The sequence below is a fragment of the Amycolatopsis sp. WAC 04169 genome (genome assembly GCF_003947535.1).
Lineage (GTDB): Bacteria > Actinomycetota > Actinomycetes > Mycobacteriales > Pseudonocardiaceae > Amycolatopsis > Amycolatopsis keratiniphila.
Genome location: NZ_QHJI01000001.1, coordinates 285,658 through 300,190 on the forward strand (window position 1 = coordinate 285,658; position 14,533 = coordinate 300,190).

General features: G+C 70.3%; 10 protein-coding genes. 3 read left to right on the top strand and 7 right to left on the bottom strand.

Going from position 1 to position 14,533, the window contains the following annotated elements; translation table 11 throughout:
* Positions 1-7: 7 nt before the first annotated feature.
* Both DMC61_RS01455 and DMC61_RS01460 read right to left on the bottom strand, forming a co-directional pair.
* On the bottom strand, positions 8-2,257 hold the full coding sequence (locus DMC61_RS01455; protein WP_125686204.1) for an FtsX-like permease family protein: 2,250 nt from the start codon (positions 2,255-2,257) through the stop codon (positions 8-10).
* Positions 2,257-2,952, bottom strand: a complete 696-nt coding sequence (locus DMC61_RS01460; RefSeq protein WP_016338261.1) for an ABC transporter ATP-binding protein — start codon at positions 2,950-2,952, stop codon at positions 2,257-2,259. Before DMC61_RS01460 ends, DMC61_RS01455 begins: the two co-directional genes overlap by 1 nt.
* Positions 2,953-3,133: 181 nt before the next feature.
* On the opposite strand from DMC61_RS01460, the gene DMC61_RS01465 reads away from it, so the two are divergent.
* From DMC61_RS01465 to DMC61_RS01475, 3 genes are all read left to right on the top strand, one after another.
* Complete coding sequence (locus tag DMC61_RS01465; protein ID WP_125686206.1) at positions 3,134-4,909, top strand: sensor histidine kinase; 1,776 nt, start codon at positions 3,134-3,136, stop codon at positions 4,907-4,909.
* The gene (locus tag DMC61_RS01470; protein WP_007032342.1) at positions 4,906-5,556 is read left to right on the top strand and encodes a response regulator transcription factor; all 651 of its coding nucleotides are present in this window, start codon (positions 4,906-4,908) and stop codon (positions 5,554-5,556) included. Before DMC61_RS01465 ends, DMC61_RS01470 begins: the two co-directional genes overlap by 4 nt.
* A 160-nt stretch (positions 5,557-5,716) precedes the next feature.
* Complete coding sequence (locus DMC61_RS01475; protein WP_125686208.1) at positions 5,717-7,024, top strand: amidohydrolase family protein; 1,308 nt, start codon at positions 5,717-5,719, stop codon at positions 7,022-7,024.
* Positions 7,025-7,433: 409 nt separating this feature from the next.
* On the opposite strand, the gene DMC61_RS01480 is transcribed toward DMC61_RS01475, so the two are convergent.
* From DMC61_RS01480 to DMC61_RS01500, 5 genes are all read right to left on the bottom strand, one after another.
* Positions 7,434-8,120, bottom strand: a complete 687-nt coding sequence (locus tag DMC61_RS01480; RefSeq protein ID WP_125686210.1) for an SDR family oxidoreductase — start codon at positions 8,118-8,120, stop codon at positions 7,434-7,436.
* Between the two features lie 95 nt (positions 8,121-8,215).
* On the bottom strand, positions 8,216-9,943 hold the full coding sequence (locus DMC61_RS01485; RefSeq protein WP_125686212.1) for a hypothetical protein: 1,728 nt from the start codon (positions 9,941-9,943) through the stop codon (positions 8,216-8,218).
* Positions 9,944-9,996: 53 nt separating this feature from the next.
* Positions 9,997-10,614, bottom strand: a complete 618-nt coding sequence (locus DMC61_RS01490; protein ID WP_125686214.1) for a class I SAM-dependent methyltransferase — start codon at positions 10,612-10,614, stop codon at positions 9,997-9,999.
* Positions 10,615-10,646: 32 nt separating this feature from the next.
* Positions 10,647-12,242: an SdrD B-like domain-containing protein gene (locus tag DMC61_RS01495; protein ID WP_125687076.1), complete on the bottom strand. Its 1,596-nt coding sequence runs from the start codon at positions 12,240-12,242 to the stop codon at positions 10,647-10,649.
* 127 nt (positions 12,243-12,369) lie between these two features.
* Positions 12,370-14,481 (bottom strand): PhoX family phosphatase, encoded by a 2,112-nt coding sequence (locus DMC61_RS01500; RefSeq protein WP_125686216.1) that lies wholly within the window; start codon positions 14,479-14,481, stop codon positions 12,370-12,372.
* Between the last annotated feature and the right edge of the window lie 52 nt (positions 14,482-14,533).

A 14,533-nucleotide genomic window follows, 5' to 3' on the forward strand; every position in this document is an offset into this window, starting at 1 on the left:
CTTTTTCCTACTCGTCGGCCAGGGGCTCCGACTGCACCCGCTTGAGCGCCGGGGTCGAGACGGATGCCCCGAGCAACGCCACCCCGATTCCCAGCACCACGGGCGCCAGCAGCCAGGGGCTCAGCACGACCGCGTCCTTCTCGACCAGGCTGTAGAGCCCCATGCCGACGCCGAGCCCGACCGCACCCGCGCCGAGGGTGGCCACCATCGCGGGCAGGGCCGCTTCCATCCGCAACGCCCTCGCCAGCACCCGGACCGGTGTCCCGGCCGCGATGAGCGCCCCGAAGGTGCGGCGGCGGTCCATCACCGAACCGGCGGTCGCCACGGCCGCGCTGCAGCCGGCGAGCACCCCGGCGGCGATCAGGCCGATGACGGTGACCCGGCGCAGGTCGCCGAGCTCCTGCTGCTGACCGATCAGGTGCAGGCCGCGGCTGCCGACCTCCTGGCCGGGAGCGGCGCCGACCAGGGCGGTCCGCACGGTCTCGGCGTTCTGCGGGGTCGTCGGCACGATCACGTCGAAGCGCTCCGGTGTGACACCCGCGGGCACCAGGGCCGGGTCGATGACGATCGTGCTGGAGGTGTCCTCGTCACCCTGCGGGAAGAGGTGCACGGGAGCCTTCGGATCCAGCGGCGGACCGGCCTTGTCGTACTCCGACAGCACGCGGTACTCCGCCGGGTTGATGGCGTACCTGCTGTAGATCGCGGGCCCCGGCTGGCAGGAGCCGCCGAGATTCACCCGCAGGAGTTTCGAGGCGTCCTCGCAGGTCATCACGAAGGCCCGGTTCAGATTCTGTGAGCGGGTGCCCGGCTCGCCGGTGGACAGGTAGACCTGCCCGACCGAGACGGCCTTCTCGGTGATGCCGTAGCGGGCGAGGGACGCGTTGGTCTGGTCGGCGACCTGCCGCGCCTGGGCCGCGTCGGACTGGGCGTAGAGGACGTTGTCCTTGAAGGTCCGGCCGCCGCCCGCCATCGACTCGAACGAGGGCAGCAGGGTGAGCGCCATCGAGCCGGTGAAGACGGCGAGCACGACACCCGCGGTGGCGCGGTAGGCGCTCTTCGGGTCGTCGCGGAGCCTGCGTCCGGCCAGCAGCGACGCCGGTTTGCGCCAGATGCGGACGAACGTGCCACCGACCGCCGAGGTGACCCAGGGTCCGATGATCGCGGCCGAGCCGACCAGCAGGAACAGGCCGAGCATCACCATCGGCAGGCTGGCGTTGTCCTGCGTGACCGCGAAGAGGAAGAACGCGCCGGCCACCGGGACCGCGAGCAGCCGCCACCAGTGCAGCGGCTTGCGAGCGTGCGCCGAAGCGGCGAACAGCGGCGTCTTCAGCACCCGGCGGATGCCGAGGACGCCGGCGAAGACGACCAGCAGCGGGATCGCGACGGCGACCGCGATGGTCGAGCCGACCGACAGGCTGAAGTCCGACGCGAGCCAGGTGCCGCCGCCCCACGGGACGAACGTCGAGAGCCCTTGCAGCGCGGGCGCCACGAGGATGCCGAGCAGCGCGCCGACGGTGGCGGACAACGCCGTCTCGGCGGCGACGATCTTCGTCACCTGGCCCGGGGTCGCCCCCGCCAGTCGCAGCGCGGCCATCCGCAGCTCACGCCGGGCGGCGGTGAGCCTGGCCGAAGACGCGACGAGCACCAGGCTCGGCACGAGCAGGACGATCACGCCGACCCAGGCGAGCAGTTCGAGCAGCGGATCGGGCTTCGCCTGCTTGTTGGGGAAGCCGTCCGCCGCGAGCGCCGTCTGCGGCATCGACTCCGGGGTGTGGCCGACGACGGCGACCAGCTGCTCCGGGTACATCAGGGATTCGGGTCCGAGCGCGTCGACGAGTTTGCCGAACCGGTCGCCGAGCTGCTCCTTCGGCGCGGACTGGATCAGTTTCCCGAGTTCGGGGGAAACGATCGACTCGCCGGGGCCGGGCAGCCTCGGGATGCCGGGCGGCAGGCTGAGCATCGGTGAGGTGCCGGTCAGGGCGATGTCGACACGGATGATCTCGCGGTCGCCCGAGTAGTCCTTGTTGGACGCCATCAGCAGCGGCGCCGGACGCTGGCTCTCCCCGGATTGGGAGTAGTAGCTGCCGATGTCCTGCCAGATCGCCCGCTGGGAACGGGCCTGCGTGGCACCGGGAAGAGAGGCGAGCAGGAGCACCAGACTGGTCGCGACGGCGACCCCGACCGCGGTGAGGATGGCCGACGTGCGGGTCCGGCGGTCGACCCGGAGCACCCGCATGGCCAGCTGGAAGCTGTTCATCAGGCGGCCAGCCTCGTCGCGATCAGGCCGTCCCGGATGGAGACGGTGCGGGGCATGGCTTCGGCGAGCTCGCGGTCGTGGGTCACCACGATCACCGCGGCGCCGCTGTCGGCGGCCGCGGCGAGCAGCGCGTCCATGGTGGCGCGGCCGGTGCGGGTGTCGAGCGCGCCGGTCGGCTCGTCGGCGAAGATCACCTTCGGCCGGTGCGTCAGCGCGCGGGCGATCGCGACGCGTTGCGCCTCACCGCCGGAAAGCTCGCCGGGGCGGCGCTTCTCCTTGCCCGCGAGGCCGAGCTTCGCCAGCCATTCGCGGCCGGCTTCGATGGATTCCTTGCGGCCCTTGCCACCCAGCAGCGACGGCAGCGCGACGTTTTCCTCGGCGCTCAGTTCGGCGACGAGCATCCCGGACTGGAACACGAAGCCGAACTCGGTGCGCCGCAGTTCGCTGCGCTTGCGCTCGTTGAGCTGGTCGACGCGCTGGCCGGCCAGGAAGATCTGCCCGGAGTCGGCGCGGAGGATCCCGGCGAGCACGTGCAGCAGGGAGGTCTTGCCCGAGCCGGAGGGCCCGACGATGGCGACCGCGTCACCCGCCTGGATGTCGATGTCGATCCCGGCCAGCGCGTGCTGTGTGCCGTACCGCTTCACCAGCCCGCGGCCCGAAAGCACCGGCTGCCCTGTCCACTGTGGATCCACCACCGTGATTCTCCCTAGTCAGTCACTGTGTGTTCTGCTTCGGGGAAGAGCTTCGCGGTGAACCGCCTGTGTCCACTTCGGGCAGACGGCCAGTGCTGATCACCCGCGCATCGGCCGATCGGCCGACCCGGCTCGGGCCGGTCGGCCAAGGTGCGGACGGCGGCCGATCCTCTACCGTCACGGTGTGACAGCAGGTCCGGCCCAGAACAAGTTCCCCGCGCGGGTGAGTGCGCTCGCGCGACGTATCGGTATGCCCGCCGTCGTCCTGCTGGCCGCGCTCGTGTTCGACCTGGTCTTCGTGACCGACGCGGCTTTCGACGACACGGGCCCGCGCGGCATCGATCTCCTGCTGTTCCCCGGCATTTTCGCGATGGTGTTCTGCGCGCTCTGGGCGCAGAAACGGGCCGCCGTCGCCGCCGTCGCGGCCTCGGTCGTGCTGGTGGCGTACACGCTGGTCGTCCGGTACTTCAACATCCCGACCTATTCGAGCGTGCTCGCGCATCTGTCCATCACCGAGGTGGTGGCGGGGGTCGAGATCCTGTTCTACGCCGCGCGCCGGACGCGGCCGGGAGTCGCCTTCGCCGTGATCTCCGGTCTGGTGCTGGCCACGTTGACCGCGGTGTCCGGCCGGTACTACTACGGCAGCGAATCGAACGGCACCATGGCGCAGGCGATGCTGTTCGGCGGCATCCTGCTGGGCGGCACGCTGCTCTTCGCGATCCCCGGGCGCGACCGCGCGGCGCATCCGAAACGCTACGAGAAGCTGCAGAAGCTCAACAAGCTGGTGATGGGCCAGTGGCCGCTCATCGGGCTGCTGGGTGTGGCGCTGATCCTCGAGTTCGGCTTCACCTACGAGAGCGGGGCGCACGGCTTCCCGATCCTGGTCTGCTCGATCGTCGCGGCGATCATCGCCGTCGCCGCGCCGCGGCGGCCCGCCGACGCGATGGTCGCGCTCACCGCGGTCATGCTGCTTTCGGCGCTGGTGACGCCGTTCCTCCGGCTCCGCTACGAATACACCACGCCCGGTGGGGTGCCGGGGACGCAGATCGTCGCGGGGATGGGGCTGGTCGTCACCCTGGTCCGGGCGGTCGGGCTGAGCAAGGCCGTGTCCCGGATCGTGGGGCTTTCGGCCGTGGTCGCCGTGGCCTCGATCCTCAACACCAAACGGCCGGGTCCCAAGCTGATGACCGACCCGGACGAGATCGCCGGTCTCGCCGTGGCCGCGGTGCTGTTGCTCGGCATCTCGGTGGCGGTCGGCCTGGCGTTGCGTTCGCGGGATTCGGAACGCACGCAGGTCATCCAGTCGGCGATCACCGACGCGCAGACGTCGGAACGGATGGCGCTGGCGCGGGAACTGCACGACGTCGTCGCCCACCATGTCACCGGGATCGTCGTGCAGGCGCAGGCGGCGAAGATGATGGGCGAGAAGAATCCGCAGGTCGCGGTCGAGGCGATGGGCCGGATCGAGGACGCCGGGGTGGAGGCGCTGGCGGCGATGCGGCGGCTCGTGCGGAGTATGCGCGGCGACGCCCCGGCCGGGAGCAGCGAGTTCAGCGAACAGGCCACCACCGATCTCGCCGCCGACCTGCGGACGCTGATCGAACGGTCGAACCACGGCGTGAAGACGTCGATGAAGCTCGAACTGCCGTCGAACGTGCCGCACGAGGTCGGGCGGTCGGCGTTGCGGCTGGTGCAGGAGTCGCTGACGAACGTCGGCAAGCACGCGTCTGGGGCGAAGGAGGCGCTGGTCATCGCCGAGGTGACCGGGAACGAACTGCACCTCCAGGTGACCGATGACGGACAGGAGCCCCAGCGGCGTCCGGCGGGCGGGTCGGGCGGCTACGGTCTGATCGGCATGCGCGAACGGGTCGCCCTGCTGCACGGCCGGCTCTCCGCCGGACGGGCGCCGGGCGGCGGATGGCGCGTCGAAGCGTGGCTACCACTTGAAGGAGAAGAGTGATCCGGGTATTGATCGCCGACGACCAGGACATGGTGCGGATCGGCTTCCGGATGATCCTGGACGCGCAGGACGACATCGAGGTGGTCGCCGATGTGGCGGACGGCGTCTCGGCGGTCGCGAAGGCGCGCGAACTGCGGCCGGACGTCTGCCTGCTGGACATCCGTATGCCCGGCATCGACGGGCTCGAGGTCACCAAGCAGCTGGCGGGCCCGGACGTCACCGATCCGCTGAAGGTGGTGGTGGTCACGACGTTCGACCTCGACGAATACGTGCACACCGCGCTGCGGAACGGTGCGAGCGGCTTTCTGTTGAAGGACGCCGGGCCGGCGCTGCTGATCGAAGCCGTGCGCGCGGCGGCGCGTGGGGACGCGCTGGTCTCGCCGCAGATCACCGTCCGGCTGCTGAAGCATTTCGACGGCGGGGCGGTGAAGCGCGACGTCAGCCCGCCTTCGGAGCCGCTGACCGCGCGGGAGCTGGACGTCGTGAAGGCGGCCGCGAAGGGGCTGACGAACACCGAGATCGGGGCGGAGCTGTTCCTGTCGCTGTCGACGGTGAAGACGCATTTGGCCTCTGTGCAGGGGAAGGTCGGGGCGCGGAACCGGGTGGAGATCGCGGCGTGGGCGTGGCGGAGCGGAGTGGTGGACTGAGCGGCGCGAGAGGCTTTTTTTGAAGTCGCGCCTTTTGGCCGAAGGCCCCGGTATCTCGGCGGCAGGACGCCGAGATGGCGACAGTGCCGTTCACGCGCAAGCCGCATCCTGGCGACGAGATGGCGGTCGGCGCGATAAATGGCACCCGTAAGCTCGGTTCATGCAACGCCGTTTCCACGCTCCCGTCGTTCTCCCCGCCGACCCCGCCTGCTCGTTGCTGCGTGACGCCGTGGTCGACGTGGACGAGGCGGGGCGTATCGCCCATGTCGGTCCCGCTTCCGAGGCGCCCGGAACGTCCGCTCCCGTGACCCGGTTGAGCGGCATCCTCCTGCCCGGTCTGGTCAACGCGCACGCGCACAGCCCGATGACGCTGCTGCGCGGGATGGGCGGCGACCTGCCGTTGCTGCCGTGGCTGACCGAGATCATCTGGCCGACCGAAGCGAAGCTGAAGCCGGCCGACATCCGCACCGGCATGCTGCTGGGCTCGGTCGAAATGCTGCGGCACGGTGTCACGACCAGCGCGGAGATGTACTTCGAAGGCGAGCAGCTCGCCGACGCGGTGCTGACCACCGGTGGCCGCGTGGTGCTGGGTCCGCCGATCATGGAGCTGCCCGGGATGGACTGGCGCGCGATGCTGAAGAGCATCGAGCGTTGGATCGACACCGACGGCCTGCGGTTCGGGCCTGGCGAGCGGATCGAGGTCGGCTACGGGCCGCACTCGGCGTACATGCTGAACGAGGAGGCGCTGCGGGCGACCGCGGAATCGGCGGCCGAGCGGGGCGCGCTGGTGCAGATCCACGTGGCCGAGGCGGCGCTCGAAGACGTCAAGCAGCGTGAAGCGCACGGCTCGGTGCCCGCGCTGCTGGAGAAGGTCGGGATGCTGCGGGGCCGGACGCTGGCCGCGCACGCCATCCACCTGTCCGACGAGGACATCGCGCTGTTCGCCGCGCATGGTGTCGGCATGGCGCACTGCCCGGGCTCGAATGCGAAGCTCGCTTCGGGCATCGCGCGCGTGACGGAGCTGCGGAAGGCGGGCGTCGCCATCGGGCTCGGCACGGACGGCCCGGCGTCGAACGACGACATCGACCTGTGGGAGGAACTGCAGCTCTCGGCGATGTTCGCGCGCCTCGCGACCGGCGACTCGACCGTGCTGACCGCGGCCGACGCGTTCCTGCTCGGCACCCGCGGCGGCGCGGACGCGCTGGGCCGGACCGACATCGGCGCGCTGGAAACCGGCCGGTGGGCGGACATGGTGCACGTCGACCTCGACGACCCGGCCTTCGCGGCAGGCATCGACGTGCCGGACGTACAGCTGCTCTCGAACCTGGTGTGGGCCGCGGGCTCACGCCGCGTGCGCGACGTGTGGGTGGCGGGCGAACAGGTCGTCGGCGACGGCGAATCCCTGCGGGTGGACCGCGCCCAGGTGCAGGCCGAAGTCGCCGACACCTCCGCACGCCTTCGCTCTTAACTCACCTACCCAGCCCCCCACCCGTCCCAGGGGGCGGCCCCGAAGCCAGTCTATCGGGGGTCGGGGGCGGGGCCTGCGGAAAAGTGCTGCTGAGGTGCTAGTTGTCCACAATGGGGCGGGGCTGTGGACAACTGGAGCTGGGCTCGGGCGCGCTGGGCGGGGAACCGATGGGCAAACGTGGTGCGGCTCGGGCGCGCAACTCCGGGCGTGGCCGCGCTGAGGCGTGGGGCTTGGGCGCAACTGCGGCTCGTGCGCCCAATGTGGCATTGGGGACGTTGAGTGGCCCTAATGCCACATTGGGGGCGCACCGCGGGCTGGCGGCGGGCGATTTCAAGGTTCCCAATGTCGCATTTGGGTCGCTGAGCGTCTCAAATGCGACATTGGGAACACGCGAGCGAGCGAAGCCGCGTCAGACCAGGCCCCGCGGCCGAAGGGTCACCTCGGTCGGGTGCGCGTCTCCGGTCGCGGAGACCGCGGCGAGGACGGCGGCCGCGACGGATTCGGGGCGCAGGAAGCGTTCCGGCTCGTACGCGCGGCCTTCGTCGGCGATGATCGCCTGCTGCATTTCTGTATCCGTGCGGCCGGGGTAGATCGACGTCACCCGAAGCGTGGACTCCTCCTCCCGCAGCGAGTCGGCGAAGGCGCGGACGGCGAATTTGCTCGCGGCGTACGGGCCCCAGCCCGGGCGGGCGTTCTGCCCGGCGCCCGAGTTGATCACGACGACGTGCCCCTTCGAAGCACGCAGCGCGGGCAGCAGGCGCCTGGTCAGCGTGACCACCCCGAGCACGTTGACCTCGAAGTTCGCCCGCCAGTCGGCGTCGGTCGCGGTCTCGACCGTGCCGAGCCGCGCCACGCCCGCCGAGTGCACCAGCACGTCCAGCTCGCCGAATTCGGCCGTCGCCGTTTCCAGTGCCTCGTCGTCGGTGAGGTCGATCGGCCACGGCCGGGCGTCGGGCAGCGTGCCCGCGAGCTCCGCGAGCGCGTCGGCGTCGCGACCGCCGAGCAGCAGCCGGTGGGTCGGAGCGAGCGCGCGGGCGACCGCGGCACCGATGCCGCGGGTTGCGCCGGTGACCAGAGCCAGGGGGAGATCAGCCATGGTCGCCACGCTAGTACGGCGGTCTCGCGTGATCGAAAGCGTGTCTCGCGTAATTGGGAAGCGATCTCGCGTGATTGGAGGCGTAACTCGCGTGATCAGGGGGCGCACACGACGGGAGGGGTCGCCACCCGCGGGAATCCCACGGAGCCCCGCGTGAACGAACCGGCGAAGTTGTCCGCGAAGCGGGCGGCGGTGAGCGGGTCGCGTACCGAAGCGTCGATCGCGCGAAGGGCCGGGCAGTCCAGGGCGGCTCGGGCGGCGGCGACGTCCTCGGCGCGGGCCGGGCCGCCCTCGGCGATCGGGAGGCGGGCGGAGTTCGCCAGTTCCCAGACCGGAGGCAGCCATTTCTGGTGACCGGGGCGGCCGTTGGGGAGCGAAGTCGAATGCGCGGCGAACGGGTTGGCGAGGCCGTAGCCGTCGCGCAGCCGCATGTCGAGCGGGATCAGCAGGCCGAGGGCGCCCATGCTGTCCGCCGCGACGGTCACGTACGGCCGGTCCGTCGGGTACGCGTACCAGCGCCTGGTCGCGTAGTCCTGGACCAGCACCGCCGGACCGGTCACGCCGTGGATGGCGTCCAGCGTCGACGGCATCAGCGGGTGGTCGGCGTAGTCGCCGGCCAGGACCGGGTGTTCGTGCCCGGTCGACCGCGACCAGAACGCTCGCTCGTCCGTGACGCCGACGGCGCGCGGAGAAGCCGACGACTCCGGACGGAGCGACGCGGCGGCCACGAACGCCCAGACCCCGACGACGACCAGGAACGCCACGGTCAGTCTCGTCACCGGCAAGGCCAGCACGGGCAACAGCAGGCAGAACAGCGCCGGGAGCAGCATGCGGCCGTGCATGAAATCCCCGCCGACGCGGATCACGTACCCCGCGAGCAGCACCGCACCGACGAGCGGGACCGCGGTGAGCACCACGAACGTCTTGTCCACAGTGGACGAGATCGTGACGGCCGCGATGGCGAGCACCAGCAACGGCAGCCACAGCCAGTACGGCTGGACGAGATCGACCAGATAGGCCCAGCCGCGGGCCCAGTTCACCTCCGACGCTTCCTTGACCAGGGCGGTGTTCGGCGTCAGCAGACCGTAGTAGCCCATGCGGAAGACCTGATAAGCCAGCGGGAGCGCGCCCGCCACGGCCAGCAGGCCCAGCGCGCGACGACGTCCCGGTCGCACCAGAACGAGCAACGCCACCAAGGCGACGACGCTGAACAGCGCGAGATCCGGCCGCACCAACGGCCCGAGCCCGGCGACCACCGCGACCGGCCAGATCCGCAAATAGTCCATTGTGGACGAACGGCGGACGAGCAGCCACCAGGTGCCGCCCAGCCACAACGTGATCAGGCCGGTTTCCAGCCCGGACGTCGCGAAGTCGCGGAACGGCGGCAGCGCGCAGACCACCAGCGCCCCGGCGGGCGCGAGCCCGTGGAACGCCAGCGGCTGGTAGAGCCGCCGGGCGCCGTCCAGGCCGAGGAACAGCCCGGCGACCGAGAAGACCAGCCCGGTGACCACGGAGATCCACTCCAGCGGCACTCCGGGAAGCAGCCCGAGCACGCTCAGCACCGCCGTCCACAAAGGACTGGTGTTCGTCTCGACGCGTTCGCCGATGTTGAACACCGGCCCGTTGCCGGCGAGAATCTGGCGGACCGTCCGCAGCACGATCAGCCCGTCGTCGCTCATCCAGCGCCGGCGCCAGGCCAGGTCGGCGTAGACCATCAGCACCAGGCCGAACCCGAACCACGTCCAGGTCGACGGCCGGCGGAACCAGGCGCGCGAAGGCCAGTCGGGCGCACTCTCACCCGTGGTCGTGTTCGTCTGCGTCATGGCCCCGCCCGGCTCGGTTGCGTGCGCAGGAGATCAGGTCCGCGGGCCGCGCGTCAAACCGCGCGGGCGGACAGACAGGCTTGTGGCCATTTCCTCCCTTCCATGATCAGCCGCGCGGTGACCTCGAAGCCGGCCTCGCCCAGCTGGTCGGCGATGCGGCCGGGATCCAGCAGGTATGCGTCGTAGCTGACGGGGTGGCCGTACGCCGTTTCCGGGCTCAGCCGCTCGTCGCCGACGTGGAATCCGACCAGCAACCGACCTCCGGGCGCGAGCGTGCGGCGGAACCCCGCGAACACCTCGGGGAGCACCTCCGGCGGCAGATGGAAGATCGACCACCAGGCGACGAGACCGCCCAACGAGCCGTCGCGGAAATCCAAGGCCGTCATCGAGCCGACGGTAAATCGCTGGTCGGGATACTGACGACGGGCCACCTCGATCATTTTCGGCGACAAGTCGACACCCGAGACGTCGAGGCCGAGCGACGCCAGGTGGGCGGTGACGTGCCCGGGACCGCAGCCGACGTCGGCGACCGGCCCGCGTACCTGCTCGGCGAACGCGGCCAGCATCGCGCGGCTGATCGGCTCCTGGTCGAAGCGCGGGCCGATCAGCGCGGCGTAGTCCTCGGCGACCGTGTCGTAGGACTCGCGAGTGGCGTCGAGATGTGAGGTCACGGTGGGCGACGCTAGCGGCACCCACCGACAATTCACGGTTCGAGCAGCCCGGCGTCCCTGGTCAGATCCTCCGGCGCCGCCACCGAGGTCACCGGCGTGCACCCGGTCGTGGGGTCCGCCGCCGAATCCGTGCCGTTGTGGTGCGCGGCGCCGGATCGGGTCAGCTGCCGCGAGCCGACGTCGAAGCACACCTGGTACGACCCCGGAGCCAGCCGCTCGAAGGCGTATCGGCCGTCCGGCCCGGTGACGGCCGAGCCGACCTCCTTGCCCGACGCGTCCTTCAAAGTCACCTTCACTTCCGGGACGCCGAGTTCGTCGCGGCTCTGGAGGCCGTCCTTGTCCTTGTCCAGCCACACGAAGTCGCCCAGCCTGCTCGTCGGCGCGTTCAACCCGGCCGCGAGCGTCAGGTCGATCCGTTTACGAGGGCCGACGGTGGTGGTCGCGGTGCAGCCGGTCGCCGGGTCGGCGTCCGAATCCTTCGTGTCGTCGCCCGCGTCCTTGGCCGTGTACGTGAACGGAAGCCCGGCGATGTCGAAGCAGACCTGGTAGATGCCGTCCTTCAGCTTGGTGAAGCGGTACTTGCCGCCGGCGTCCGTGGTGATCGTCCCGAGCGCCTTACCCGACGCGTCCTTCAACGTCACCTTCACGCCCTGAACGCCCGGCTCCCCGGCGTCCTGCAGGCCGTTCCGGTCGACGTCGTCCCAGACGAACTCGCCGATCTCGTCGATCGCGGGCGGCGGGGTGACCTTGATGGTCGTGGTCGCGGTCTTCTTCGGCAGGGTGCCGCTGGAGACGGTCACCGTGCTGACGTGGCCGTTGTCCGCTTCGGTGACGTTCTTGTGGTCGCAGGTGACGGTCGCGGACTTGCCGCTTTCGAGGCTCGCGATCGGCGTCGGCTTCGCGTCGCAGTACGGATCTTCGACCTTGATGCCGGTCAGCGTCGTGGTGCCGTCGTTGGTGACGGTGAACCGGTAGTTCGCGGTGCTGCCCGCCTCGATGGTGGCCGTGGCGCCCCAGGCGCCGCTCGCCGGATCGCGCACCTCCGCCTTCGCCGAGAACGACGCGACCTGCAGGTGGACGCAGTCCCACATGACCCAGTTGCGGTCGGTGGCGGCGAAGAACTTCACGGAGCCGGCCGACGGTGGGGCGGTGGACGGCGGGAAGTCCTGCCGCGCCAGCGCGCCGTCGCTTTCCACGGCGTGCGTGACCTTGAGCTTGTTCTCCAGGACGACCTTGCCGGACCCGTCGTAGAACCGCAGGCCCGTTTCTTGGACGGCGTCCGTGCGCTGGACGTTCGTGCCGGTCCAGTCGGTCAGCGTGTAGACGGCGCCGGGCACGAACTTCAGCGCCGCGTAGGCGGTGCTGACCATCTTGTCCGGGGTCGCGATCAGGGCGTACCTGCCGCCGTCGGGCTGGTATCCGCTCGCCGTCGACAGCCGGGGTTGCTTGCTCCGCGGCGTTCCGGGTGGCACCGGGGCGGCCGGGCTGAACGTGTACCCGGCGGGCGGGCTGCCCTGCTCGACGCTCGGATTCGGCGCGGCACCGCCGGTGCAGCCGGACGGGACCGTCGTCGCCTGCGCGTAGGAAGGGACGAAGCCGAAGACGAGCGCGCCCGCCGTCATGAACACCAGTGCCCTTTTCACAGGGCTGAAGCTAATGAGCGCGGCAGGCTTCCGTCATCACCGAACGGTGTCGTCCGGCGCCCCGATCAGGGAGAACAAGTCTCGCCGAGAGTGATCGGGGCGCCGGAAGCGACTACTTGACGCCGATGCGGCCGACCTGGCCCCAGCGACCCTTCTTCCACACCGACACGATCGACGGCCGCGGCTGGGTGGTTCCGCCGTCGGGCCAGTGCGAGGCCGGGGTTCCGGAGTTGGGCGCGTCCTCACCGGGGTGCTGCACGGCGATGAGCACCAGGTGGTCGGTCACCACCGGGCCGCAGCATTCCGCACCGACCGGCACCGACAGGAACTGCTTGACGTGCCCGCGTTCCGGACCGTCGACCGGCACGGAGAACAGGCCGTCGTTGGCGCCGAGCGCGTTGCCGTCGGTGGAGATCCACAGGTTGCCGTGCCGGTCGAACGCGACGTTGTCCGGGCAGGAGATCGGGCTGACCTGATCCTTCGGGAAGCCGCCGAAGTAGGTGTCCGCCGTCTTCGGGTCACCGCAGACCAGCAGGAGCCGCCAGGAGAACTTCGTCGACGCCGCGTCGCCGCCGTTCTCCTCCCATTCCAGGACGTGGCCGTTGCGGTTGTTCGGCCGCGGGTTCGCCTCGTCGACGTTCGCCTTGCCGGCGGGGCCGCGCTGGCTGTTGTTGGTCAGCGCGGCGTAGATCCGGCCGTTGACCGGGTTCGGCTCGATGTCCTCGGGCCGGTCCATCTTGGTCGGCTGGACCTTGTCCGCCGCCTCGCGGGTGAAGACGTAGACCTCTTCGGCGGTCATACCGTCCACAAAGGACTTGTTGCCCGACGCCAGCGGGATCCACTCGCCGACACCGTCGAATTCGCCGTCCGAGGGCAGTTTCCCGGTGCCGTCGATCTCGGAAGCCGGGCTGTCGCCGGTGAAGCGGGCGACGTACAGGGTGCCGTCGTCGAGCAGCGCCGAGTTGTGGCGGCGCGCGTGCGCGCTCTTGCCCGGCTTGTACTTGCCCTTGGAGACGAACTTGTAGATGTACTCGAAGCGCTCGTCGTCACCCGAGTAGACGGCGACGCGGCCGTCCTTGGTGATCTTGATGTTCGCGGCCTCGTGCTTGAACCGGCCGAGCGCGGTGTGCTTGATCGGCGCCGAGTTCGGGTCGTTCGGGTCGATCTCGACGACCCAGCCGAAGCGGTTGGCCTCGTTGGGCTCCTGCGCGAGGTCCCAGCGCTTGTCGAACCGCTCCCACTTACGGGTGCTGGCGGTGCCGGAGAAGCCGTACCGCTTCAGCCGCGCGGCGGCGACCGGGTCGGTGACGCTCGCCGCGTTGGCGAAGTACTGGTTGACGTTCTCCTCGCCGGAAAGCACGGTGCCCCAAGGGGTCACGCCACCGGCGCAGTTGTTCTGCGTGCCGAAGACCTTGCGGCCGGTCGGGTCCGCGGAGGTCTTGAGGTACTTCGAACCGGCGGCCGGGCCGCGCACCTCGAAGGCGGTGTTCAGCGTGATGCGCCGGTTGAACGGGCTCGGCGTCACGCGCAGGGCGCCACCGATCGGGTCACGGAAAGCCTGGACGACCGAAAGACCGTGCGCGGCCCACGCGATCTTGACCTGCTCCTCGGTCGGGTTCGCCGGGTCGTACTGGTCGACCGGGAACATGTGGACCTCGGTGGTGTACTCGTGGTTCACCACCAGCAGGTTGCGGATGCCCAGCGGATCCTGCGGGATCAGGCCGACGAAGTCGCAGTTGTAGCCGAACTGCTTCGCCTGCGCGGCCGCGGTCTGCTTGTGGAAGTCGAACTTCGGGGCGCCGAATTCGACGGCGTCGCCCCAGCGGATGACGACGCGCTGTTCGTAGCCCTCGGGGATGGTGACCGCGTCGAGCTTGTTCGGCGGCACCGCTTCGAAGTCGGTGCCCGGCACCGGACGCCCGGGGCGGCCCGGTTTGCCGTGACCGGCGGCGGCGGCGCTGGATACGTCAGCCGGGGTCTCGGCGGCGGCCGTGCCGGACAGCGCGGCGAAACCACCGGCGGCCGCGGCCATCACGGCGCCGGCCTTCAGCGCGCCACGACGGGACAGCATGTTCTTGACGACGTCGCCGAAGTACTCGTTGTCCGACGTGTTCGGCTCGGGGTGGGCGCACGCGTTGCCGCAGCGGTACTCGCAGGTGACCGCGGAGCGGCCACCGGGGTGGGAGGTGATCAACGGCAGGAGCCGCTGAGGCTCGAAGGACACAGGGCCTCCATGGTCGCGGTGGGTACACGTAGTCCAGTCGGGGGAACGCCGT

Bases quoted from the DNA above. Each gene is read 5' to 3' on its own strand.
- DMC61_RS01475 (WP_125686208.1), top strand. From the start codon at position 5,717: ATGCAACGCCGTTTCCACGCTCCCGTCGTTCTCCCCGCCGACCCCGCC.
- DMC61_RS01480 (WP_125686210.1), bottom strand. From the start codon at position 8,120: ATGGCTGATCTCCCCCTGGCTCTGGTCACCGGCGCAACCCGCGGCATC.
- DMC61_RS01485 (WP_125686212.1), bottom strand. From the start codon at position 9,943: ATGACGCAGACGAACACGACCACGGGTGAGAGTGCGCCCGACTGGCCT.
- DMC61_RS01455 (WP_125686204.1), bottom strand. From the start codon at position 2,257: ATGAACAGCTTCCAGCTGGCCATGCGGGTGCTCCGGGTCGACCGCCGG.